This window comes from Kribbella sp. NPDC049227 (genome assembly GCF_043197265.1).
Taxonomy (GTDB): Bacteria; Actinomycetota; Actinomycetes; order Propionibacteriales; family Kribbellaceae; genus Kribbella.
Genome location: NZ_JBICST010000001.1, coordinates 255604 through 275457 on the forward strand (window position 1 = coordinate 255604; position 19854 = coordinate 275457).

Consider the following 19854-nt stretch of genomic DNA (forward strand, 5'->3'; position numbering starts at 1 on the left):
ATGAAGGGGACGTGGCGCCTCGCCGTCGGGCTGGTTGTGCCAACGTCCGCCGATCCACGATGCTTCCGGCATGAGCGACGAGCTACCGCAGTTCCCGTACCACCCCGACCCTGTCGCCACAGGGTCTGTCGCTGAATCTTCTGAGGTGTGCGAGCGATGTGGCAAGGCTCGCGGGTTCGTGTACGCCGGCCCGGTGTACGCCGTCGACGAAGTCGAGTTCCTCTGTCCGTGGTGCATTGCTGATGGGAGCGCCGCCGATCAGTTCGATGCGGACTTCACGACGGCGGATGGCGCGCCGAGCGACGTACCGGCGGCGGTATTGGAGGAGATCGTGTGTCGGACTCCGGGCTTCGCGGGATGGCAGCAGGAACGCTGGATGTTCCACTGCGCCGACGGCGCGGAGTTCCTCGGTCGAGCTGGCTGGGAAGAGGTGTCAGCGTTGCCCGGCGCGGTGGAGTCGCTCCGCTCGGACGGAGGCTTGGACAATCCGGCGATGCGGAACCTTAGTGCTGACGGAGACCTGACGGGTTACCTCTTCCGCTGTCGCCATTGCGGGCTTGGGCTCGCCTACGCGGACTACACGTAATGCAGCCTGCTTCCCCGTCTGGCTTGCCGTCGGCTCTGCAGAGCCCCTTCCGCATCGGTGTTCGATACGGCACTACGCGGACTTGGATGTGATCGGCTACGAGTTCGCTAGCGCCGCCGTCTGGCTCGAACGACGATGACCAAGGACTAGGCCATCTAGTACTACAGCCGTCGATCGTGATCGCGTTCCAGTCGAAGCGAGTCGTCCTTCGCGAACGGGTGTGGCCGCCTGGCTTGCATCCAGGCGGCCCCGGACTAAGGCGTCGGTATGGAGAGCTGGTAGCGCTCGATGACGTCCGCGAACCATTCGGGTTCCGCGATTGGGACCTCGTAGCGGGTCGCGAGCTCGACGATCTTCGACATCTCTGCGTCGCCGCGCTCGGTCAGGTCGACGACCGTCCGGAAGAGCTCTTCGAGTCCGGCAGGCGAGATGATCTCGATCATGCGTGCCGGCGTCGGCCCGGCGTTCCACATCGCGTGGACCTCGCCGCGCGGCTTCACGATGTATCCGCCTGGACCGAGCACGATCTCCTTGTCCTCGGACCGGAAGCCGATGTCGCCCTCGAGCACGATGGAGATCTCATCCTCGCGGTGGTGGACGTGGGGCGGGACGAGTCCGCCGACGTCGAAGGGGTGTTCGACGACCGCGAGGGCTCCACCGGAGTCGGCACCGTCGATCTTGAAGATCACCCCGACGCCGGGCATCAATCCGCCGCGCCGACCCTCACCGGGCTGGACAACCTTCACGGTCGTGGCCGCTGCAGTCGCTGCACTCATGCCGCACCTCCATTTGGATGACACCTCTGTACAATGAAGCAGCAGCACAGCGCCCTGTCAAGATTGGCTAACACATGTGTTCAGCGAACATCGCGTCGCCACGCCCCTACCGGAAGACGAAGCGTGCGCTCACCGAAGCCGAGACCCGGCAACGAATCATCGAAGCGACGGTCGAGCTCCACGAAACGCTCGGCCCCGCGAAGACGACCATCAAGGCCATCGCCGAGCGCGCGGGCGTGCAGCGTGCCACGGTGTACAACCATTTCCCCGAGCTCCAGGCGCTCTTCGAGGCGTGCAACGCCCACTACTACGAGCGGCATCCCATGCCCGACCCCACGTCGTGGGCCGGCATCGCCTCACCCAAGGAGCGCTTTCGCGTCGCGGTGCGCGAACTGTATCGGTGGTACGAGGAAACGGAGGCGATGCTCTCGGCAGGCATCCGCGATATCGATGCTGTCCCGCCGGCGGCCCGCGAGGCGTTTCTCCGATACTTCAGCCACATCGCTCGTTCACTGATGAAGGGACGCCGCGAGCGCGGTCGTGTGCGCGTGCGCACAGCGGCAGCCGTCGGCCACGCGATCTCGTTCGTGACATGGCACTCGCTCGTCCGGGAGGGATCGCTCACGAACGAAGAGGCTGCCGATCTCATGGAGGCGATGGTCGGCGCGGCGACGGGATGACGGCTTCGTCGAGCGAGCGCCGTGACGACGGGCACAAGCACGGCTTCTGGGAACTGCCCAGAGCCATGCAACGCGCCTCGGCCGCCTAGTACTACAGCCGTGGATCGTCGCCTAGGCTGATTCGCCTTCCTGGTATGGGATCTGGGATCGGCGTGGCTGTGTGACGCGAGGCGGCCACCGCTTGATCATGCAGTGCTTGTGAGAACAACTGAAGACTCGGCGGTGGCCGCTGCGCTTAGCGTGGAGGCTGCGATCTGGGAACGGGAACTCGACGCTCCGGCGCCTCGTGAGCGCCGGCGCCCGATCCAGATCACGTCAACGCGTCAGGACGGTCACCCAGAGAGCTGGCCGGGATGATCGCGAACTACGACACAGCTGGCTTCTTCGACAGCCCCACCTGATCCCGCGGTCCTGGGTACATTCGCCGTCCGCATCTGCCGCGACGTGAGCTCGTCTGACGATGAGCGTGCCGTCTGCGAGAATCGCACCGTGGCCTGGTGGCGGATCGTGCGAACAGACAGGGGCCCACGACTCGCACCACGCTGGGTTACCCGTAGTCGCCTCCCGGACCTGCTGCCGGGCGTTCTCTGGCGTCGCGGTGTCGTGGCTCTGGGTGGCCGGCTGCACTTCTGCGTTGGTCATCAGGACGCTGCTCGCCGGACCATCGAGTGGAAGTCGTACGACTGGCTCGTCGGTCATCGCGTCTTCATGGGACCTCACCGGGAGCGCGAGCCGAACCGCTTCGACGATCCAGACTCGTACGACGGCGCGCTCTGAGGCTTATGCCGCGTTGAGGGAAGGGCCGCGGTCACGCCGATCAGCGGGCTGTCCGATTGACCGTCGCCTGACCGAAACGGACGGCACTTTGATCGTGCGAGGATGCGGTTGCGTCCATCCGATATCTCGTCTGCCACGACTACGGCATGGGTGCTCTCTGGTGGTGGATCCGCGCCGAGTCGGCCAGCGACATCACGGACACCTTCGCCGAGGTCGAGGTAATTGAGGACCCCGACACTAGACGGAGAGTCGAGTCTTGGGACCTCGAGGAATTCGACGTCGCACAGGCTGCTGCCGGTCCGCTGGCGCAATTGGCGCAACAACGGGCTGAGCAGCGACGCGACCCCTCCTACGGACAATTGTTGGGGAGGGAACGCGTGTATCTGCGATTCGCTGACCCCGCCGTCGACCCTGGCCAGTGGTTCACCGAGCACGACGAGACTGGACGGCGTCTGCGGCAGGTGGAGGTGCGAGCGGACGGGACTACTGAGGCGACCACGGAAACAGACTGGCCGATGAACCCACCGATCGACCTAGGCGATCCCGAGTTTGCCGGCATGGAGATCACCCAGGCGGAGTTTGAGCAGGTGTGGGAGCACGCGACCCGCGAAGAGCCCACCTGAAACGCACGCGCATGCCGCGATTCGTGCGTCCACTGTCGCAGACCACGTGGCGGATGAGCGTCGCGTCTGGTTGACGGAGAACACAGGGCCGTGGCGGGAGGACTGACCGCGCGCCTGACACGTCACCGTCAACGGCGTGTGATCATTGCGCGTGCATTGGAGAGAGTTCGTGCGACGACCGATGTCGTGGCTCGGAATCACTGCCGCGGTGTGCACTGTCTACGGAGCGATCGCGGTGACCGAACTGACTCTTCGAGCCGAGACCGGACAGGGCTTCCTGGGCTCGGGTCTCCCAGCCGTCGCGGACTCTGTGACTCTGGACGTTCAGGTCGGAAAAGGAGATCCTCACCTCAGGGAAGTCCAGGTCGAATTCAAGTCTGCCGATCAGCAGAGCATCCAAACCACGCTGTCGTGGATCGATCTGGACACCCCGATCCCGCGCAACGAAGAGCGCCAGAGCCCCAACCCGGGAACCCGGTATGCACCCCCACTCAGAATCCTCTACCTTCCAGACAACTCTCGCACAGCGGTCGCTGAAGCCGACGCCCAACGACTCGTCGCCAACCGTGACAAGTACCGAGGATGGGCCGCAGCATGTCTCGGTGTCGGCCTGATCTCGCTGGGAGGTCTGCTGTCTATCCTCATAAGGCAAGAGCTGGCTTCGAGAGCAGCCCGCCGACGCCGATGAATCGGACGTCGCACTGCGCGGCAACCGAAACGTCAGTGGTTGCATCTGTTGCAGTTCGAACCCCGTCCCGGGCACTGTGGTTCCGAGGGGGCGCGCTCAGCCCCACGCGTGCTACGCAAGCACTCCTCCTATGACCGCTCCGCCCGACTTTGTCGTCGTGCATCCTTGCCGGGCTAGCGCCTGCTTCCGCGCGCTGCCGCGCGACCACCCGCCTCCACCTCTCGCCGTCTCCTACTCAGCGAGCCCACCCGTGGCAGCGCGGCCACACAGCTTGCCCAACACGCCCAACAGGCCCAAGGGTCTTAATCCAGCCCCGGACACTTGCGGTGATCCGCCAACCAACTCGCGACAGGCGATAAGCCTGGCGACCACCTGGGACACCAGCCAACGCACGCACATGCCGAATTGAGTGCGCTGGCGCCGGGTAGCGCTACTCACCAACGTCACGGGAGGATGCGGCCATGCGTGATGAGCCGCCCGAGACTACCTATGGACCGGACTACGGGCCCCGAATCGAGTGGGAGAACGGTGTCCTCCTGCAGGCGCTCCAAGCCTCCCAGGGCCGAATCGGTACCGCTGTTCGAGGACTGGCGGTCGAGGCCGGCTACGAGCGGGTGATCCTGCATGCTTGCGTAAGCACCGATGACGCCGACACTCGCGAGGACATGCAGGAACTGGTTGATGATCTGGAGTTGGCAATGGATCCAATCGTCGACCCAATGCCGAGCGTCGAGCTTCATCTACAGGTCGGAGACACTGATCAGTCCTGGAGCGGATATCACCACCGGCGGCTCTACCTGATGCACTGGCGTGCGCGGTAGCAAGAGACCGCACGACGACAGCTGGAGGCGGAAAGGCCTGGACGGGGTTCCGCGCCCAGCCCGAGTTGAGGATCAGCACGACTCGCGGCGTGTGGAGACCTGGCCGCCGCAACTCGACCGCTCCAGCCCATAAGCGAGGACGCACGTACATGCCGCAGATAGTGAAGATGCGACCCTGCCGAGCTCAGCGCAGATCAGGCATTGATCGGGCGGCGAGATAAAGGTTTGGCGACGTCGCGAAGACGAAGACATGCCCTTCAGGAGAGAAACCACACGCTCGGAATTCCTCGTCGTCAGCGATCGCGATCTCGGTGCCGTCGGGACCGACCAGGCCGGCTCCGGTCAACACACGCCGGTATGTCCACCCGTCCTTCGTGGTGTTTGGGAGATCGCCACCCCATAGCCCCGCGACCGGAACTCGATGCTCACCGTCGGCGTCGGCGTACACGGCCGATGGCGGGGACTCTCTGTACCAGCCATAGTCGCCGTCGGGGTCCCTGACACGGTCGAGTCGGACTCCGCTGATCGCCTCGAAGACGCCAAGGCCGTCATGGCTGCCAACGATGACGCGGTGCTCATCCAAGAAGCCGACCGCGAGTAGACCGCCAACCATGATCGGCCGGATCGGTCCCCATAGCGCCACGACGTGACTCTAGCCCCCGAAGGCGTCGAAACGTCCGCTCATGCCGCTGAGCGTGATGCGCGATCGCCGCTGAGTACAGCGCTCGGACCAGCATCTGGCCATGCCGAATCGACCTCAGGTGATCGTCAGTGGCCCGCGGGCCTGGAGGCGCTGGTTGAAGAGCGTCTCGCCGAGTATCGGCGTACCAACGTCTACGTCTTCGACATGTTCATCGCCGACGCCGACGATTCGACAGATGGCCCGCCCGACCTGTGGGTTGCACGTGACCACTACACCGGTGAACTGATCCAGCGGCTGGCAGGGCGAACTAGAGGACTAACTCAAGTACGAGCCGTAGCTAGACACCAACGCCACGAGAACCCGGCACCTTTGTGATCCACCACTAGATCCGCGATACGTCACCAAATCGGCGGTCTTGAGCCAGTCGAACAGGACGATGGCGTCGGCTCGCCAGAGCTCAAGTTGCACTCGTGGGAGCGAAGGATCCATGTGGCGATCATGCCTGAACCAATGCACTGACATGCCGCAGATCGTGCCCCCGCATGACGAGTTGCGGCGCTGAGCTTCTGCGGCGTGCGTATCAGTCAGGGCGTGCTGGTTCTGCGCGCGAGGACAAGCCGGTACCGCGGGCTGCCGTCCTCGCGTCGGCCGAGAGCCGCCAAGGGGACCGTCGTCACGATGAATCCGGCCGCTGTCAGGTCGTTGCTGACCGCGTGCTGCGGGCATGTGCGGTAGTACATGACGAACCGGGGACGCCACACTGCATTGCGGACCCGCATCGCCAGATCGAATCCGAGCAGCGTCCAGTACCAGCCCGAGGTGATGGGTGGCGGCGCGCCGATCGGGAAGGCGAAGAGCCCGCCGGGCCGTAGCGCGCGGTACACCCCGGCGAACAGCGCGGGCCGTTCGGCGGGCAGGAGGTGCCCGAGCGCTCCGAAGCTGACCGCCAGGTCGAAGGCCTCGGCGAAGGGCAGAGCCCGGACGTCGGCGCGTACCCACTCGGCGTCCGGGTGCGCACTGCGCGCCTGCGCGAGCATGCCAGTGCTGAAGTCGACGCCCGTGATCCGTCCTTGGCACAGGGATTGCAGGACCCGCATGCCCGCACCAGTGCCACAGCACACGTCCAGTCCTCGGCCGAACGGCCCGAGCGGACGCAGCGCGTCGGCGGCCGCGTCAAGGATGCCCTCGGGGGTGCGAAAAGGCGTGTGGTCGAACTTCGGAGCGAGCAGATCGTAGCCGCGCTCGACCGAGGACAGCGCCTGGATCGCCAGTTCACGCAGAGACGGGCCTTGAGGCGAGAACATCGGCCAAGGGTACTTCGCGGATACCAGACGGGCTGTCAGCTCCAGGATCGCGCATCGCAGCTCGTGTCAGCCGCAATCGACAACACTTCTCCTCCAAGGATGCGCCCTGGCGGGCGCCGGCTCGGACCGGCGCACCGGCATCCAGCAGCACCTCAACGACCTAAGCGCGGTACTGCTGACATGTGAAGTGCAGCGGAGTGAACCCTTGCCTGTCCGTCGCCGCGACGTTCGCGCCGCTCGCCAGGAGGTTTTTGACCTGGTCGACGGGACCATCTACTGCTGCGGAGTGCAGGGAGGTTCGGCCCAGCCGGTCCGGATCATTCGGAGCCATGGCGACAGTGTGTCGATCGTCAGGCTCACCCGCACGCACATCGCAGAGCGCGCGGAACGCGGCAGATCCGTGCGTCTAGCTGGCGTCTGAGTAGGCCAGGTGGGTGCCGCAGTGGAGGCATCGGAACAGGTAGCCGGTCAGATCGCCGTCGCGATGCATTGCGGCGACTTGTTCGTCGGCAGCGGATGCATCCACGCCCAATTGGGCGAGCTCGGCCCGCAGGGAGGCGAGTGCATCTGGCAGGTGTCTGACATCGTCCCAGCCGACACGTCCCAGGAATGCTGCGGCATCGGCGCAGTGATAGAGCCAGTGTTCCTGCTGCCAGCCGATGAAGCCGGGTGTCCGCTGCGAGATCTCTTCGAGGACAGCCTTCGGCACGTCGTCGGGCACGCCCCAGCCAACATCGGTGAACTCAGCTTGGCTGCCGTCCGGCAACCCGAGACTGACGGCGGCCGTGCCGTCCGCAATACACCGCAGGCAAAGGACCTCCGGTCGACGCCCATAGACAGGCCCCGTGTACTTGAGGCCGGCTGGCCGATTGCAGACGTCACACGCCTCGTCTGATCGCACCGCGGACCCTGTCCCCACTGGGTCGGGGTGATAGCAGAACCTGGGGGCATCGAACACGGGATGAAGAGTCTCAGGAAACAGTGCGGACGTCGACCGCTCTGCGGCAGATCCGGTTGCCGCAGCGCACGCCATCTGCGGCACGTCCGAGCCACATGGTCCCTTCGTCGGGCGACGGTCATGGATGGTTGCCCAGTCGTCGCCGCACCACACGCCGCCGCAGGGTGGGCGAAGCCACCACCTCGTAACCAGCCTCGAGGAAGACCTGCACCAGCCCGACCGACGCCTCGTCCCAGATCACGGTCTTGCCCGGCGGCGGCTCGATCGGGTACCCCTCCAGGACCCGGGCGCCGACCTGCTCGCCGTACTCGACGGTGGCGGCGGCGAGCTCGTAGGTCAGCCCCGACTGACGCCGGCCCTTGCGCACGACGAAGCACGTGACTGACCAGACGCCCTCAAGCTCGGGGTCCATCCGCATCCACGCCTGCTTCCGGCTCCACAGCCTCGGGTAGTTCTCCCGCGGCTCGACCGCGACCCAGCCGGCCGCCTCGCCGTCGACGTACCCGACCAGCCCCGACGTCGGTCCGGTGGTACCGCAGGCGGTCTGCTCCAGCAGCGCGGCATCCCTCTGCTCCTGGGTCGTGTCCCGCCAGATCCAGCCGGGCACCTTCAGCGCTTGGCAACGGCACTTGTGGGCTCCGCCCGTGGCGAAGACCGCCTCGACGTCCTCTGTCGATGCTTGATTGGCCGGGAGCCACATGAAATCGGGCATGCAGCCATCATGCCCTTCCCTGGGCATGCCATCGTCGAAGACCGCGGTCCACCAACGGCACGCGAATGAACGGGCGGAGGGTCTGGGAGAGACGATCGTCATACCAGCAGGTCCACGCCTTCACTATCTGCGGCAGATCCGGTCGTTCCGAGTTGTCACCTGGCGATGTCTGGAGGAGCCTCGGCTCGGAGCATGCTGCCGTATTCGTAGGCGAGATGGAGGCGACTGATGGCGTTCGCCGCCTGCGGGAGGATTGGATGTGACCCCACCTTGTCCACCGCGATCGATCGAATGGCGCGATTCAGCCGGCCTGAGGCCCGGGTTACCGCAGCCCAGTCCCAGTCGTCGGGCGTTCCGAGCTTCGGGTAGGCATCCGCCCACTTCTGCGCGCGCTTCTGGGTGTTGTGGTTCGTGTGGCAGCTTGCAAGCCGGCCGTCCTTGACGAGCCCTTCGAGCAGGAGTTGGATCAGGCCCCACCCCCGGCACGAGAATCGGAAGGATGCAGGGGCCCCCAGGTGAGGACGCAGCTCGATCCGGTCGATCACCGGTGCCGGACCAGAGTCCGCAGCGAACAGCATGAGATGCGAACCCAGGCGCTGCGCTGATAACGGGACTTCACCCGGGCCTGCGAACTCCCGCAGTTCCATGCCTTCGTCGGAGTACGCCTCGAACACTCGGAAGTCGAGCCTGAACACTGCGTCGAGCACCGCTTTGTGATCGTCGTCGACGGCGTAGAAGTCAAGGTTAGGCACTCGCCAATTGTGCCCACCCAGAAGTCGGCCAGCCAACGACCGCTCATCGGCATGACCACGCCTTACTGTCTGCGGCACATGAGTGCGTCCGAGCGCCGACGCTGCGAGGATCTGTCCATGCCTACCCTGCCAAGAACGGACTCCTCGCTGCTTGTTCGCACCGACTTCGCTAGTGACACCGCATGGCAACACCTGAGCGACGAAGCGCAGCGGGAGAACGAAGATGGTTTCCGGGCCTACATCGAAACGGTGAGCGATCCAGCATTCGACGGCGCCGACTGGCAGGCCATACAGGCCGCGGTTCCGGTCAGTGACACTGGCGCCTCGGTGCTGTTCATTCGCAGACAGCGTGGCCCTCGGATCGGCAGAGCACCCAATCCTGGTGGTGGCGCTTGGAGAAAGCAGCAGCGAGCCGCCGTTCCGGACGCTGCCGTCGGAGCTATGGGCCATCGAGAACAACCTGAACATCGCCAACATGGACTGGCAGGAGTTCGCCGCGGCAGTCGATGAGGACGGCGTACTCCGCGGGTTCGAGGACTAACCGACGTGCTACATGTCGGCCCTCTATCCATCGCACGACCAACACCTGCGCGCCATCAGCAGCATGTCAGTGTGTTGGTTCGCGACCAGGATCAACACCGAACTTCTCGAGCAGGAATCGCCAAAACAGCGGAACCGCATCAGCTACTGGCTTGTCGATGACATCGTTGTGGCCCGTCGTCGAGAGGTGTTCGATGCGCACGAAGCCCATGGCTGGCTGGTGGATCGAGCCCGGGGCCCGCACCGCAACCAGGCCGTACGGCGGCTCAGGGAGTGGTGTCGGCACCACGATCAGGTCGTGCATCGACGTGCACGCCGCCAAGGCCCCGGTCTGATCCGAGGCGAGGACGCTCTTGACTATGTCTGACATATGTCGGAACTCCGCATGCCGGTCTGCCATGTCGCCAAGGAAGGCGTTGATCTCATCCCATGGTCGTTGCCGAAAGGGATATGGCCAGCCGTGCGTCCTCATACGGCCCAAGGATGGCAGGGGTGAACGGTGTTGGGGCGCGTCAGCAACATCCTGAACTCGGCATGTGCGTGCGCGTTGGCTGGCGTCCCGGGTGGTCGCCAGGCTTATGCCTGTCGGGAGTTGGTTGGCGGCTCACCGCAAGTGTCCGGGGCTGGATTGAGACCCTTGGGCGTGTTGGGCGAGCTGTGTGGCCGCGCTGCCACGGGTGGCTCGCTGAGTAGGAGGCGGCGAGAGATGGAGGCGGGTGGTCGCGCGGTAGCGCGCGGAATCGGGCGGTAGCCCGGAAGTCGTGGGCGGTAGCCCGCAGATTGCCGGCCAGAGCCGGCAGGACCCGGCGACGGCCGGAAGGGGATGCACCGGCGACAAGCCGGGGGTGGGTGGGAGCGGGCTGAGCGCGCCGCTGCTCGGAACCGCAGTGCCCGGGACGGGATTCGAACCCGTATGCCTGTGAAGGCCGCGAGGTTTAAGCTCGCTGCGTCTGCCGTTCCGCCACCCGGGCCAGGGCGTGGGACTGAGGTTACAAGTTACTGGTAGACCTTTCGCGGGTAGACGGCGTGGGCGCCGGCGACTCGGTCGAGGAAGAGTTGGCCGTTGCAGTGGTCGATCTCGTGCTGGAGGGCGCGGGCCTCGAAGGCGTCGGTGGAGATCGTGACGTGGTCCGTCGTACCGGGGAGGACGCCGGTGACGGTCAGCCTGGTGGCGCGCCTGACGTCGCCGGTGAAGTCGGGGACGGACATGCAGCCCTCGCGGCCCTTCTCCTGGCGGCTGGACTCGACCACGACCGCGTTGGACAGCACGAAGACACCGTGGCAGGTCCGCGTCTTGGGATGCCCGGTCACGTCCAGCGCGAACATCTGCGCCGCGATCCCGACCTGCGGAGCCGCCAGCCCGACACAGCCGGGCGATACCCGCATGGTTGCGACCAGATCGGCGGCAAGAGCGACCATCACGGGGTCGAGCGGGTCCACGGTCGCGCCTTCGGTGGCGAGGACCGGGTGAGGCGCTCGTACCACCTCCAGAACGTCGCCGGTGATCCCGAGCTGGGCGGGGCTCCAGCTGGCGAGGGTCTGGTTGAGGTGTGCCACGCTCACAGGTCGTCGCTCTCCGCGGGCCGTAGTGTGACGCCGACCCCGAGCTCCTCCGCGGTGATCTCCAGCGCCCGGTCGAGCCATGCCAGCTCGGCGGTCGGCGGGATCTCGACCTCCGCAGTCAGTACGTACAGCTCCCCGCTGAGCCGCGTCGCCAGGTCCGTGATCGTCCCACCGGCGGACGCGATCATCCGGGTCACCGCCGCGACGATCCCCGGGCGGTCCGCGCCGTGCACGCTCAGCAGGTACGACGGCCCGATCGGTGCGTGCTCGTGTTCGGGTCCCATGACGCGCACTGTGATCACCAGCTCGCCTCGCAGCGGCTCGAGCGCGGACTTGACCTCGTCGAACGGTCCCGAGCACACGATCATCATGGCGAAGTGGCCGCGCAGCAGCGTCATGGTGGAGTCCTCGAGGTTGACCCCGGTACCGACGAGGGCCTCGGTGACGTCCGCGATGATGCCCGGGCGGTCCGGGCCGATGACGGTGACGGCGAGCTGACTCATGCCCGGCAACCTACCGCCGACCTAAGTAGGCGATCACACCGACTTCGGTATCCGGACAACCGTCCTCGGCCCGGAGTACGCTTACGCACCGCTACATTCGTGTCATGGCCGAGTCCGCGAACCATCGCCGCAGTACGCGCGACTGGATCGTGGACAGCATCGTCTTCGTCATCGCGGTCCTGCTCGGCCTGGTCCTGTACGACCAGAGTCAGAAGGAAGGGGTCAGCTCCACCCTGCTGGCGGTGGACTTCTACGCGGGGATGGCGCTGTGCCTGACCCTGTGGTTCCGCAGGCGCTGGCCGGTTCAACTGGCGCTGGTCGCGGCGGTGATCTCGGTCTTCTCCGACACAGCCAGCGCTGCGACGCTGATCCTGATCCTGTCGGTCGCCGTGTACAAGCCGTGGCGAGCCACACTGCTGGTGTTCGCGGTGAACTCGATCTCCCTGTTCGCCTACATCCAGGTCAAGAACCAGAACGACGACGCCGCGATCGTCATCGCCGCCACGTCGATCTACGTCGCCGTCGCCGGCTGGGGTCTATACATCCGGTCCCGCCGCCAGCTGCTCCAGACACTTCGCGACCGGGCCGATCGCGCCGAGACCGTCGCCAAGCTGCAGGCCGAGCAGGGCCAGATGCGTGCCCGTGAAGAGATCGCCCGCGAGATGCACGACGTACTGGGCCATCGACTGTCGCTCCTGAGCGTGCACGCGGGCGCTCTCGCCTATCGCCCCGACGCGTCCACCGAAGAGGTCGCCGGAGCCGCCGAGATCATCCGGGCCAGCGCTCATCAGGCATTGCAGGACCTCCGCGAGGTGATCGGCGTACTGCGGGCACCCGTCGGAGAGCTCCCGCAGCCGACGTTCGCCGATCTCCCCCAGTTGGTCGAGGCATCCCGTACGGCGGGAGTCCCCATCGACCTCACCCTGAACGCTCCCGGCGCGTTGCCTGACCACGTCGGACGTACGGCGTACCGGATCGTCCAGGAAGGCCTCACCAACGCGATGAGGCACGCGCCAGGCGAGAAGCTGACGATCACCGTGACCGGTGCCCCCGGCAACGGTCTGTCGGTGGAGGTGCGCAACCCCGCGCCGCACCGGAGACGAGGAGATGGACAGGGTTTGATCGGACTGACCGAACGGGCGGCGCTGGTCGACGGACGGCTCGAGCACGGCCGCACCCCCGATGGCGAGTTCCGCCTCTTCGCCTGGTTACCGTGGCCGGCATGACGATCCGGGTCCTCATTGTCGACGATGATCCGCTGCTGCGTGCCGGGCTGAAGCTGATGCTCGGCGGCGCTCCCGACATCCGCGTGGTCGGTGAGGCCAGCGACGGCAGCGGCGTACAGGGCCTGATCGATCGGCTGGCTCCGGACGTCGTACTGATGGACATCCGGATGCCAGGCACCGACGGCCTGACCGCGACGGAAGCGGTACGACGCCGCCCGGGCGCGCCCGAGATCGTCATCCTGACCACGTTCGACGCGGACGAGCACGTACTGCGCGCGCTCCGCGCCGGGGCGGCCGGGTTCGTACTCAAGGACACCCCGCCGGCCGAGATCGTCGATTCGGTACGCAGGGTGGCCGGTGGGCAACCGGTGTTGTCACCGGCCGTCACGAAACGACTGATCACCCGGGTGGCGGCGTCCGGCCAGGACCAGCGCAAGGCCAAGGCGATGGACCGTCTCGCCGACCTGAACGACCGCGAACGCGAGATCGCCGTTGCGGTCGGCGAGGGCAAGTCCAACGCCGAGATCAGCGCGACGCTCTATCTGAGCGTGCCGACCGTGAAGACCCACGTCTCGCGGATCCTGACCAAGCTCGACCTGAACAACCGGGTCCAGATCGCGCTCCTGGTCCACGACGCCGGTCTACTGCACGACTGATCAGGACCGGGTCGCGCGGCGGAACTCCTCGTTGGGCATCTGGAGGCTGCCGAGCGAGATCACCTCGCGGCGGAAGAACAGCGCCAGCGTCCAGTCGAGGACGACGCGGGCCTTCCGGTTGAAGGTGGGAACGCGGGACACGTGGTAGGTCCGGTGCAGGAACCAGGCCGGCCAGCCCTTGACCTTCACGCCGTACAGCTGCGCGACGCCCTTGTGCAGGCCGAGGCTCGCGACCGAACCGACGTACTTGTGCTTGTAGTCCTGCGGCGGCTGTCCGTCGACCACCCGGAGGATGTTCGCGGCGAGCCGGTTCGCCTGGCGGACCGCGTGCTGCGCGTTCGGTGCGCAGTACGCCCCGGTCTCCGAGGTCAGGTCAGGTACGGCGGCGTTGTCGCCGGCCGACCAGGCGTCGTCAACGCCCTCGATCCGCAGGTTGGGCAGGCACTTGACCCGGCCCCTGTCGTCCAGCGGGAAGTCGGTGCCGGCCAGCGCCGGGTTCGCCTTCACGCCGGCGGTCCAGACGATCGTGTCGGCGTCGAACTCGTCGCCGTCACTGAGGATCACGTGACCCTTCTCGCAGGACTCCAGCCGGGTCTCCAGCTTGATGTCCATCTTGCGCTTGCGCAGCTGGTCGACCGTGTACTTGCCCAGGTCCGGGCCCACCTCGGGCAGGATCCGGCCGGTCGCCTCGACCAGCACCCAGCGCATGTCCTCGGGCTTGATGTTGTCGTAGTACCGGGTGGCGTAGCGAGCCATGTCCTCCAGCTCAGCGAACGCCTCGACACCGGCGTACCCACCGCCGACGAAGACGAAGGTCAGCGCGGACTTGCGCAGCGCCGGGTCGGGCTGGGACGACGCGACGTCCAGCCGGTCCAACACCTTGTTGCGCAGCGCGATCGCTTCCTCGACGTTCTTGAACCCGGTCGCCTCCTCGGCCAGCCCGGGGATCGGCAGCGTCCGGGCGATCGAGCCGAGCGCGACCACGACCTGGTCGTAGGCCAGCTCGTACTCCGGTCCCTCCTCAGGCATCACCTTGGCGACCTTGTTCGCGTGGTCGATCCCGGTGACCCGGCCGGTCACCACCCGGCAGCCCTTGAGGGTCTTGCGTAGCGGCACCACCACGTGCCGCGGTTCCACCGAGCCGGCTGCCGCCTCCGGCAGGAACGGCTGGTACGTCATCACCGACCGCGGGTCCACCACCGTGACCCGGATCCGGCCTTTCCTGGCCGCGCGGCGCAGGCCGTACGCGGTGTACATCCCGACGTAACCGCCTCCGACGACGAGGATGTGCGGCACCTGGGCTGTCATGCGGCTCACTCTCCCTGAGTGGTCGTCCGACTTAATGTCTACTTCAGGTTATCTGCTCGTGAAAACTTTCACAAACCCTCTGCAGAGTGATCTCACGCACCGGAACATCCCTCGTCCGAGCGACCTCTCATCCCCTCATGGTGACGCCATCCGGGCCGTACGCCGAGCCCTCACGCCACCCGTCACAGAACCGCAAGAGCTCTGCGTCTGTCAGTACCAGGTGGTGTTCGGCCTTGCCGGGGTGCGGGATGCGTCCTAGCTTCACAGCAGATGAATCGCGGCAGGGTGGGAGCAGGCATGGATCGCGAAGAGATGGTGCGGATCGACGATGCGATCACCGACGCGATCGCGGCCGGTGATCTCGGCGCCTTCGACACCCTGATGGGGCCGGCGCTGGCGGCGGACTTCCGGGCGGGCATCGGCGAGATCCGCAGCGCCTTCCCCGACTATGCGGGCATCGTGGTGAGCCGGGTGGTCGAGGGTGACCGGATGGCGAGCCATTTCGTCTATCACGGCACGCACCAGGGCGAGTGGCTCGGCGTACCCGCGACCGGTCGGCGGGTGCGGTTCGTCGGGACCAGCATGAATCGGTTCGCGAACGGCGTGATGGTGGAGGCCGACGTCGTGGTGGACATGCTGGAAGTCCTCAAGCAACTAGGTGCGTTCCCGGACGACGAGCCCGCCTAGAACCAGGGCCGACCCGCACGGATTCGGGGGTGTTCCCGGGTGCTTCGGCATGCGCCGGTCCGGAAGGGTGGCGGGCACGGATTGCCGAACTGGGAGGCTGGGGATGAGGCGCGCACTTCAGGCGTTGGTGGCTGTGACGACTGTGTCGGCGATGGTTGCGGTGCCTGCCGCTGCTGTTGCCGCGCCGGCGGAACGGGATCGGACGGGGCTGCAGAAGCAGCTGGACGACGTTGTGGATGCTGTCGCGGTCGGGGCGGTTGCGGAGGTGCGCGATGGGCACCACGTGTGGCGTGGAAGTAGCGGTGCGACCGAGCTGGGGACGACGCGGGAGGTTCCGGTCAGCAGCCGCTTCCGGGCTGGGAGCATCACGAAGACGTTCGTCGCGACCGTCGTACTGCAGCTGGTCGACGAGGGGTCACTGCGGCTGGACGACACGGTCGAGTCGTGGCTGCCTGGCGTCGTACCGGGTGGCGACGGGATCACCGTGCGGCAACTGCTCAACCACACCAGCGGGGTGTTCGACTACCGGCTGACCTTGACGCTGCCGCCGAGTCCGGAGTTCCTGGACTATCGATGGCGGACCTGGAGCGCGAGCGAGCTGATCCAGCGCGCGGTCGCGCAGCCGCCGCAGGTCGACCCGCCCGGCTCGGCCTTCTCGTACTCGAACACCAACTACACGCTGCTCGGCGAGATCATCCGCAAGGCGACGGGCCACTCGTACGCCGACGAGGTCGAACGCCGGATCATCAAGCCGCTGCGGTTGAAGGACACCGAGATGCCGGGTACGTCGCCCCGGATCCGCGGGCCGCACCCGCACGGCTATCTTCCGGTGCAGCGCGGCGAGAACGACATGGAGCTCGTCGACTTCACCGAGATGAACCCGTCACTGTTCGGCGCCGGCGGCGAACTGATCTCGACGACAGCCGACCTCAACCGCTTCTTCACCGCACTCCTCGACGGTCGGCTGCTGCCACGCCACCTCTTCGACGAGATGAAGACCGCAGGCACCGAGACCAGGGCCTACGGCCTCGGCCTCGCCTGGCGAGACACCACCTGCGGCATCCGTCTCTACGGCAACGACGGCGACGCCCTGTCCTACCAGTCCTGGTCGTTCTCGAGCCGCGACGGCCGGCACCAGGTCACCATCGCCGTCACCCCCACCTTCAAAACCAACCCCGACGCCGCGGTCGACACCTTCCTCGACAAAGCCATCTGCGGCTGACGCGATCCGTAACCGCTGAACACGTTCGTTCTCCAGTAGGTTCAGCGGTTGTCGCCGCTGCCGCCCAGCACGGAGCGCTTCTGACGGCTGGCGAGTTTCTCGATGTTCTTCTCGCCGACTTCACTCAGCGGAATGTCGAAGTAGTCGGCAAGCACAGCTACGTACCACATGACATCGCCGAGTTCTTTGGTCAGATCCTCGACGTCCACCGTCGACAGGTCGCTGTCATGGTCACGGATGATCTTCTTGACCTTCTCGGCGATTTCACCAGACTCCCCGACCAAGCCGAGCACGAGATGCAGGAACTCGTTCTTCTTCTCACGGGGAGCAGCCGTACGGAGCGCAGCCTTCTGGTAATCGTCCAAGTCCACGTCGCGAGTGTAGAACCGGTCAGATGCCGGCGATGGTGCGGGCGCGGTTGAGTACGGCGTCGAGCATGGCTTCGGTCAGGCGACCGGTGAAGGTGTTCTGCTGGCTGGGGTGGAAGCAACCCAGGACGGTGACCTCGCCATGAGGGGTTCGTAGCTGGTGTTCTACGGCGTGGCCGAACTTGGGACGGGGCTTGGGGATGGTGGCGCCCAGGGCGGCCAGGCCGTTGAGGAGGGCGTCGTACCCGAACTTGCCCAAGCAGACGATGGCCTGGGTGGCCGGGAGGACCAACTCGAGCTCCCGGCGGTACCAGGGCGCACAGTTGTCGCGTTCTTCCGGCGTCGGTTTGTTGGCGGGTGGCGCGCAGCGGACGGCGGCGATCATGCGAGTGCCGATCAGGTGGAGACCGTCGCCGGCGTGTTCGCTGGTCGCCTGGTTGGCGAGGCCGACGCGGTGGAGCGCGGCGAACAGCCAGTCGCCGGAGCGGTCGCCGGTGAAGACGCGACCGGTGCGGTTGCCGCCGTTCGCCGCGGGCGCGAGGCCGACGATCAGGATCCGCGGCTCGGCCACACCCCAGCCGGGGATCGGCCGGCCCCAGTACGGCTCGCCGGCGAAGGACTTTCGCTTGCTGACAGCAACTTCTTCCCGCCACTCCACGAGTCGCGGACAAGCCCGGCACATCGAGACCCGTGCCTCCAACTCCCGCAGGTCCCGCGTCTCGGTCAGCGCGACCACCTCGTCCGCATCCCGCGCAACCGGAGTACGACGTACGGCGGGATCCTCCGGCCACCCGGTCCCCGGCGGAACCGGGCTGTCGAACAACTCCCCGGTCAACGGGTGCGGAAGCTTCATCAGCACAGGCTAGTCCTCGCCCGCATCCGGCCACGGCCCACGCGAGGTGTCCCGCGTGGGCCGGTTGGGTCGAGTGGAGTGGGTCAGCTTGCGACCTCTTCGAGGATGGGTTCGGGTGAGTGGCGGAGGGTACGGCGGTGGGTGGGGATGGCCAGGGCCAGGAGGACGGCGGCTGCGGCGAAGGCGGCCAGGAGGAGGAAGGTGTCGGTGAAGCCTGCTTCGGTGGGCAGGCCGGAGGGTTGGGTGTGGCCGGTGATGATGGAGCTGGCCAGGGCAGTGCCGATCGAGCCACCGATGGTGCGGATGTTGGCGTTCATGCCGGTCGCCGCTCCCGTTTGCTCGCGCGGCACGTTCTGCACGATCAGGCTCGTCATCGACGCATAGGCCATCCCGAGGCCGATGCCGAACACCGCGGTCCAGAGCGCGACCTGCCAAGGCGCATCGTGGAACTCGGCGAACGCGATCGAGGCCACCAGGATCAGCGCAGATCCCCAGACCACCTGGGACTTCACACCGAAGTACGGCGTGATGGGACCACTGAGCGACCCGGTGACGGCCATCGTGACCAGCATCGGCAGCATCAGGAGACCCGCCTGCGTCACGCTCGAGCCGAACCCGAAGCCCGCGGCCTTCGGGATCTGCATGAACTGCGGCACGAACGCGTAGACCGCGAACATCGCCGCACCGAACAGCAGCGCGACCAGGTTGGTCGTCCAGACCGCCGGCAGCCGCATCATCCGCATGTCGATCAGCGGGTTCCGCGACCGAAGCTCAACGGTGATCCAGCCGGCCAGCAGTACGACGGCAGTCGCGAACAGCACGATCGTCTGCGGCGAACCCCAGCCCCACGACCGCCCAGCACTCAGCGGCAGCAGGAGAGCGATCAGCCAACCGGACAGGAACGCGGCGGCCAGCCAGTCGATCCGGCCGGGCACACGGACAGGCGACTCGGGGACATAGCGACGTACAAGCACCGACGCGAGGGCGATCACGATCAGCGGGATCCAGAACAGCCAGCGCCAACCGAGCGCCTCGACGATCGGGCCGGCCAGCACGATTCCGAGCCCGCCGCCGGCCGCGATGATCGCGGAGACCACGCCGACCACCGACGGCACGCGCTCGCTGGGGAACTCGTCCCGGATGATGCCGAACGACAGCGGGAACACCGCGCCGCCGACGCCCTGGACGACCCGGGCCGCGATCAGTACGCCGATGTTCGGGGCGAGCGCGGCGATCAGACAGCCGACCGCCAGCGCGATCAGCGCGCCGAGCAGAGTGCGCTCCTTGCCGGTCATGTCGCCGATCCGGCCGAGCAGCGGCGTCGCGACGGAGACGGACAGCAAGAGCGCGGTGAAGACCCAGGTGACCGTGCTCGGGGTGGTGTGCAGGTCGTGCTGGATGACGGGCAGTGCCGGGCTCACCAGCGACTGCAGCATCGAGAAAGCGGCCACGACCGACGCCAGCACAGCCAGCGTCACTCGTGGTGAGGACATATTTCCAGGCATGCAGAAGTCCTTCGAAAGGGTGTGAGCGCGCCGCACCCGCGGCGCGGGAATCCCCCGGCCTGGTAAAGTCGAGGTATGCCTCCACTATAGCGGAGGGATGCCT

General features: G+C 66.4%; 25 protein-coding genes, 1 tRNA gene and 1 pseudogene. 12 read left to right on the forward strand and 15 right to left on the reverse strand.

Annotation, left to right across the window (positions count from 1 at the left end):
- The first annotated feature begins 70 nt into the window (after nt 1-70).
- Nucleotides 71-586: a CbrC family protein gene (locus ACGFH6_RS01330; protein ID WP_393379481.1), complete on the forward strand. Its 516-nt coding sequence runs from the start codon at nt 71-73 to the stop codon at nt 584-586.
- Between the two features lie 254 nt (nt 587-840).
- Here the strand turns inward: ACGFH6_RS01330 and ACGFH6_RS01335 are convergent, their stop codons facing one another.
- The gene (locus tag ACGFH6_RS01335) at nt 841-1362 is read right to left on the reverse strand and encodes a cupin domain-containing protein (protein ID WP_393379483.1); all 522 of its coding nucleotides are present in this window, start codon (nt 1360-1362) and stop codon (nt 841-843) included.
- 74 nt (nt 1363-1436) lie between these two features.
- Between ACGFH6_RS01335 and ACGFH6_RS01340 the strand changes: the two genes are divergently transcribed.
- The 5 genes from ACGFH6_RS01340 to ACGFH6_RS01360 all read left to right on the forward strand — a co-directional run bounded on the left by ACGFH6_RS01340 (nt 1437) and on the right by ACGFH6_RS01360 (nt 4951).
- On the forward strand, nt 1437-2042 hold the full coding sequence (locus ACGFH6_RS01340; protein ID WP_393379485.1) for a TetR/AcrR family transcriptional regulator: 606 nt from the start codon (nt 1437-1439) through the stop codon (nt 2040-2042).
- Between the two features lie 507 nt (nt 2043-2549).
- Complete coding sequence (locus ACGFH6_RS01345) at nt 2550-2819, forward strand: hypothetical protein (RefSeq protein ID WP_393379487.1); 270 nt, start codon at nt 2550-2552, stop codon at nt 2817-2819.
- Between the two features lie 146 nt (nt 2820-2965).
- Nucleotides 2966-3442: a hypothetical protein gene (locus ACGFH6_RS01350; RefSeq protein ID WP_393379488.1), complete on the forward strand. Its 477-nt coding sequence runs from the start codon at nt 2966-2968 to the stop codon at nt 3440-3442.
- Nucleotides 3443-3677: 235 nt separating this feature from the next.
- Nucleotides 3678-4130 carry a hypothetical protein gene (locus ACGFH6_RS01355; protein WP_393379490.1) on the forward strand — a complete coding sequence of 151 codons (453 nt, stop codon included), beginning with the start codon at nt 3678-3680 and terminating at the stop codon, nt 4128-4130.
- Between the two features lie 461 nt (nt 4131-4591).
- Nucleotides 4592-4951 carry a hypothetical protein gene (locus ACGFH6_RS01360; protein WP_393379491.1) on the forward strand — a complete coding sequence of 120 codons (360 nt, stop codon included), beginning with the start codon at nt 4592-4594 and terminating at the stop codon, nt 4949-4951.
- Nucleotides 4952-5135: 184 nt separating this feature from the next.
- Here the strand turns inward: ACGFH6_RS01360 and ACGFH6_RS01365 are convergent, their stop codons facing one another.
- The 6 genes from ACGFH6_RS01365 to ACGFH6_RS01390 all read right to left on the reverse strand — a co-directional run bounded on the left by ACGFH6_RS01365 (nt 5136) and on the right by ACGFH6_RS01390 (nt 9275).
- Complete coding sequence (locus tag ACGFH6_RS01365) at nt 5136-5594, reverse strand: hypothetical protein (RefSeq protein ID WP_393379492.1); 459 nt, start codon at nt 5592-5594, stop codon at nt 5136-5138.
- Nucleotides 5595-6178: 584 nt separating this feature from the next.
- On the reverse strand, nt 6179-6898 hold the full coding sequence (locus ACGFH6_RS01370) for a class I SAM-dependent methyltransferase (protein ID WP_393379493.1): 720 nt from the start codon (nt 6896-6898) through the stop codon (nt 6179-6181).
- 160 nt (nt 6899-7058) lie between these two features.
- Nucleotides 7059-7229, reverse strand: coding sequence for an ankyrin repeat domain-containing protein (locus ACGFH6_RS01375; protein ID WP_393379494.1), 171 nt, complete (start codon nt 7227-7229; stop codon nt 7059-7061).
- A 75-nt stretch (nt 7230-7304) separates the two neighbouring features.
- Complete coding sequence (locus tag ACGFH6_RS01380) at nt 7305-7931, reverse strand: CbrC family protein (protein WP_393379495.1); 627 nt, start codon at nt 7929-7931, stop codon at nt 7305-7307.
- A gap of 43 nt (nt 7932-7974) precedes the next feature.
- Entirely contained in the window at nt 7975-8568 is a 594-nt protein-coding gene (locus ACGFH6_RS01385; protein WP_393379496.1) for a hypothetical protein, read from the reverse strand.
- 155 nt (nt 8569-8723) lie between these two features.
- On the reverse strand, nt 8724-9275 hold the full coding sequence (locus ACGFH6_RS01390; protein ID WP_393379498.1) for a hypothetical protein: 552 nt from the start codon (nt 9273-9275) through the stop codon (nt 8724-8726).
- 162 nt (nt 9276-9437) lie between these two features.
- On the opposite strand from ACGFH6_RS01390, the pseudogene ACGFH6_RS01395 reads away from it, so the two are divergent.
- A pseudogene (locus ACGFH6_RS01395) lies at nt 9438-9635 on the forward strand (DUF6924 domain-containing protein); the annotation flags it as partial.
- On the forward strand, nt 9631-9861 hold the full coding sequence (locus ACGFH6_RS01400; RefSeq protein WP_393379500.1) for a DUF6924 domain-containing protein: 231 nt from the start codon (nt 9631-9633) through the stop codon (nt 9859-9861). The pseudogene ACGFH6_RS01395 and the gene ACGFH6_RS01400, both read left to right, overlap by 5 nt.
- Nucleotides 9862-9927: 66 nt before the next feature.
- Here ACGFH6_RS01400 and ACGFH6_RS01405 read toward each other — a convergent pair whose 3' ends face one another.
- The 4 genes from ACGFH6_RS01405 to ACGFH6_RS01420 all read right to left on the reverse strand — a co-directional run bounded on the left by ACGFH6_RS01405 (nt 9928) and on the right by ACGFH6_RS01420 (nt 11926).
- A complete protein-coding gene (locus ACGFH6_RS01405; protein ID WP_393379502.1) occupies nt 9928-10164 on the reverse strand; it encodes a hypothetical protein in 237 nt (78 codons plus the stop codon).
- 584 nt (nt 10165-10748) lie between these two features.
- Nucleotides 10749-10831: transfer RNA gene (locus ACGFH6_RS01410), tRNA-Leu, on the reverse strand.
- 25 nt (nt 10832-10856) lie between these two features.
- Nucleotides 10857-11423: a peptide deformylase gene (locus ACGFH6_RS01415; protein WP_393379503.1), complete on the reverse strand. Its 567-nt coding sequence runs from the start codon at nt 11421-11423 to the stop codon at nt 10857-10859.
- On the reverse strand, nt 11420-11926 hold the full coding sequence (locus ACGFH6_RS01420) for a glycine cleavage system protein R (protein WP_393379504.1): 507 nt from the start codon (nt 11924-11926) through the stop codon (nt 11420-11422). The genes ACGFH6_RS01415 and ACGFH6_RS01420 overlap by 4 nt, the downstream gene beginning before the upstream one ends.
- Before the next feature lie 104 nt (nt 11927-12030).
- Between ACGFH6_RS01420 and ACGFH6_RS01425 the strand changes: the two genes are divergently transcribed.
- On the forward strand, nt 12031-13152 hold the full coding sequence (locus tag ACGFH6_RS01425; protein ID WP_393379505.1) for a sensor histidine kinase: 1122 nt from the start codon (nt 12031-12033) through the stop codon (nt 13150-13152).
- Nucleotides 13149-13808 (forward strand): response regulator, encoded by a 660-nt coding sequence (locus ACGFH6_RS01430; RefSeq protein ID WP_393379507.1) that lies wholly within the window; start codon nt 13149-13151, stop codon nt 13806-13808. The genes ACGFH6_RS01425 and ACGFH6_RS01430 overlap by 4 nt, the downstream gene beginning before the upstream one ends.
- Here the strand turns inward: ACGFH6_RS01430 and ACGFH6_RS01435 are convergent, their stop codons facing one another.
- Nucleotides 13809-15116, reverse strand: a complete 1308-nt coding sequence (locus ACGFH6_RS01435; RefSeq protein ID WP_393379508.1) for an NAD(P)/FAD-dependent oxidoreductase — start codon at nt 15114-15116, stop codon at nt 13809-13811.
- Nucleotides 15117-15413: 297 nt separating this feature from the next.
- Here ACGFH6_RS01435 and ACGFH6_RS01440 point away from each other — a divergent pair, with 297 nt between their 5' ends.
- Nucleotides 15414-15803, forward strand: coding sequence for an ester cyclase (locus ACGFH6_RS01440; RefSeq protein ID WP_393379510.1), 390 nt, complete (start codon nt 15414-15416; stop codon nt 15801-15803).
- Between the two features lie 103 nt (nt 15804-15906).
- The gene (locus ACGFH6_RS01445; RefSeq protein WP_393379512.1) at nt 15907-17025 is read left to right on the forward strand and encodes a serine hydrolase domain-containing protein; all 1119 of its coding nucleotides are present in this window, start codon (nt 15907-15909) and stop codon (nt 17023-17025) included.
- 41 nt (nt 17026-17066) lie between these two features.
- On the opposite strand, the gene ACGFH6_RS01450 is transcribed toward ACGFH6_RS01445, so the two are convergent.
- The 3 genes from ACGFH6_RS01450 to ACGFH6_RS01460 all read right to left on the reverse strand — a co-directional run bounded on the left by ACGFH6_RS01450 (nt 17067) and on the right by ACGFH6_RS01460 (nt 19787).
- Nucleotides 17067-17396, reverse strand: coding sequence for a nucleoside triphosphate pyrophosphohydrolase family protein (locus ACGFH6_RS01450; RefSeq protein WP_393379514.1), 330 nt, complete (start codon nt 17394-17396; stop codon nt 17067-17069).
- A gap of 19 nt (nt 17397-17415) precedes the next feature.
- Complete coding sequence (locus ACGFH6_RS01455) at nt 17416-18246, reverse strand: uracil-DNA glycosylase (protein ID WP_393379515.1); 831 nt, start codon at nt 18244-18246, stop codon at nt 17416-17418.
- 83 nt (nt 18247-18329) lie between these two features.
- Nucleotides 18330-19787 carry an MFS transporter gene (locus ACGFH6_RS01460; RefSeq protein WP_393379516.1) on the reverse strand — a complete coding sequence of 486 codons (1458 nt, stop codon included), beginning with the start codon at nt 19785-19787 and terminating at the stop codon, nt 18330-18332.
- Between the last annotated feature and the right edge of the window lie 67 nt (nt 19788-19854).

What these genes read in the sequence shown, in the direction of transcription:
- ACGFH6_RS01425 (WP_393379505.1), top strand. Translation starts at nt 12,031, where the DNA reads ATGGCCGAGTCCGCGAACCATCGCCGCAGTACGCGCGACTGGATCGTG.
- ACGFH6_RS01430 (WP_393379507.1), top strand. Translation starts at nt 13,149, where the DNA reads ATGACGATCCGGGTCCTCATTGTCGACGATGATCCGCTGCTGCGTGCC.
- ACGFH6_RS01340 (WP_393379485.1), top strand. Translation starts at nt 1,437, where the DNA reads ATGTGTTCAGCGAACATCGCGTCGCCACGCCCCTACCGGAAGACGAAG.
- ACGFH6_RS01350 (WP_393379488.1), top strand. Translation starts at nt 2,966, where the DNA reads ATGGGTGCTCTCTGGTGGTGGATCCGCGCCGAGTCGGCCAGCGACATC.
- ACGFH6_RS01360 (WP_393379491.1), top strand. Translation starts at nt 4,592, where the DNA reads ATGCGTGATGAGCCGCCCGAGACTACCTATGGACCGGACTACGGGCCC.
- ACGFH6_RS01440 (WP_393379510.1), top strand. Translation starts at nt 15,414, where the DNA reads ATGGATCGCGAAGAGATGGTGCGGATCGACGATGCGATCACCGACGCG.
- ACGFH6_RS01445 (WP_393379512.1), top strand. Translation starts at nt 15,907, where the DNA reads ATGAGGCGCGCACTTCAGGCGTTGGTGGCTGTGACGACTGTGTCGGCG.
- ACGFH6_RS01405 (WP_393379502.1), bottom strand. Translation starts at nt 10,164, where the DNA reads ATGCACGACCTGATCGTGGTGCCGACACCACTCCCTGAGCCGCCGTAC.
- ACGFH6_RS01370 (WP_393379493.1), bottom strand. Translation starts at nt 6,898, where the DNA reads ATGTTCTCGCCTCAAGGCCCGTCTCTGCGTGAACTGGCGATCCAGGCG.
- ACGFH6_RS01385 (WP_393379496.1), bottom strand. Translation starts at nt 8,568, where the DNA reads ATGCCCGATTTCATGTGGCTCCCGGCCAATCAAGCATCGACAGAGGAC.
- ACGFH6_RS01420 (WP_393379504.1), bottom strand. Translation starts at nt 11,926, where the DNA reads ATGAGTCAGCTCGCCGTCACCGTCATCGGCCCGGACCGCCCGGGCATC.
- ACGFH6_RS01380 (WP_393379495.1), bottom strand. Translation starts at nt 7,931, where the DNA reads ATGGCGTGCGCTGCGGCAACCGGATCTGCCGCAGAGCGGTCGACGTCC.
- ACGFH6_RS01335 (WP_393379483.1), bottom strand. Translation starts at nt 1,362, where the DNA reads ATGAGTGCAGCGACTGCAGCGGCCACGACCGTGAAGGTTGTCCAGCCC.
- ACGFH6_RS01330 (WP_393379481.1), top strand. Translation starts at nt 71, where the DNA reads ATGAGCGACGAGCTACCGCAGTTCCCGTACCACCCCGACCCTGTCGCC.
- ACGFH6_RS01455 (WP_393379515.1), bottom strand. Translation starts at nt 18,246, where the DNA reads ATGAAGCTTCCGCACCCGTTGACCGGGGAGTTGTTCGACAGCCCGGTT.
- ACGFH6_RS01435 (WP_393379508.1), bottom strand. Translation starts at nt 15,116, where the DNA reads ATGACAGCCCAGGTGCCGCACATCCTCGTCGTCGGAGGCGGTTACGTC.
- ACGFH6_RS01375 (WP_393379494.1), bottom strand. Translation starts at nt 7,229, where the DNA reads ATGGCTCCGAATGATCCGGACCGGCTGGGCCGAACCTCCCTGCACTCC.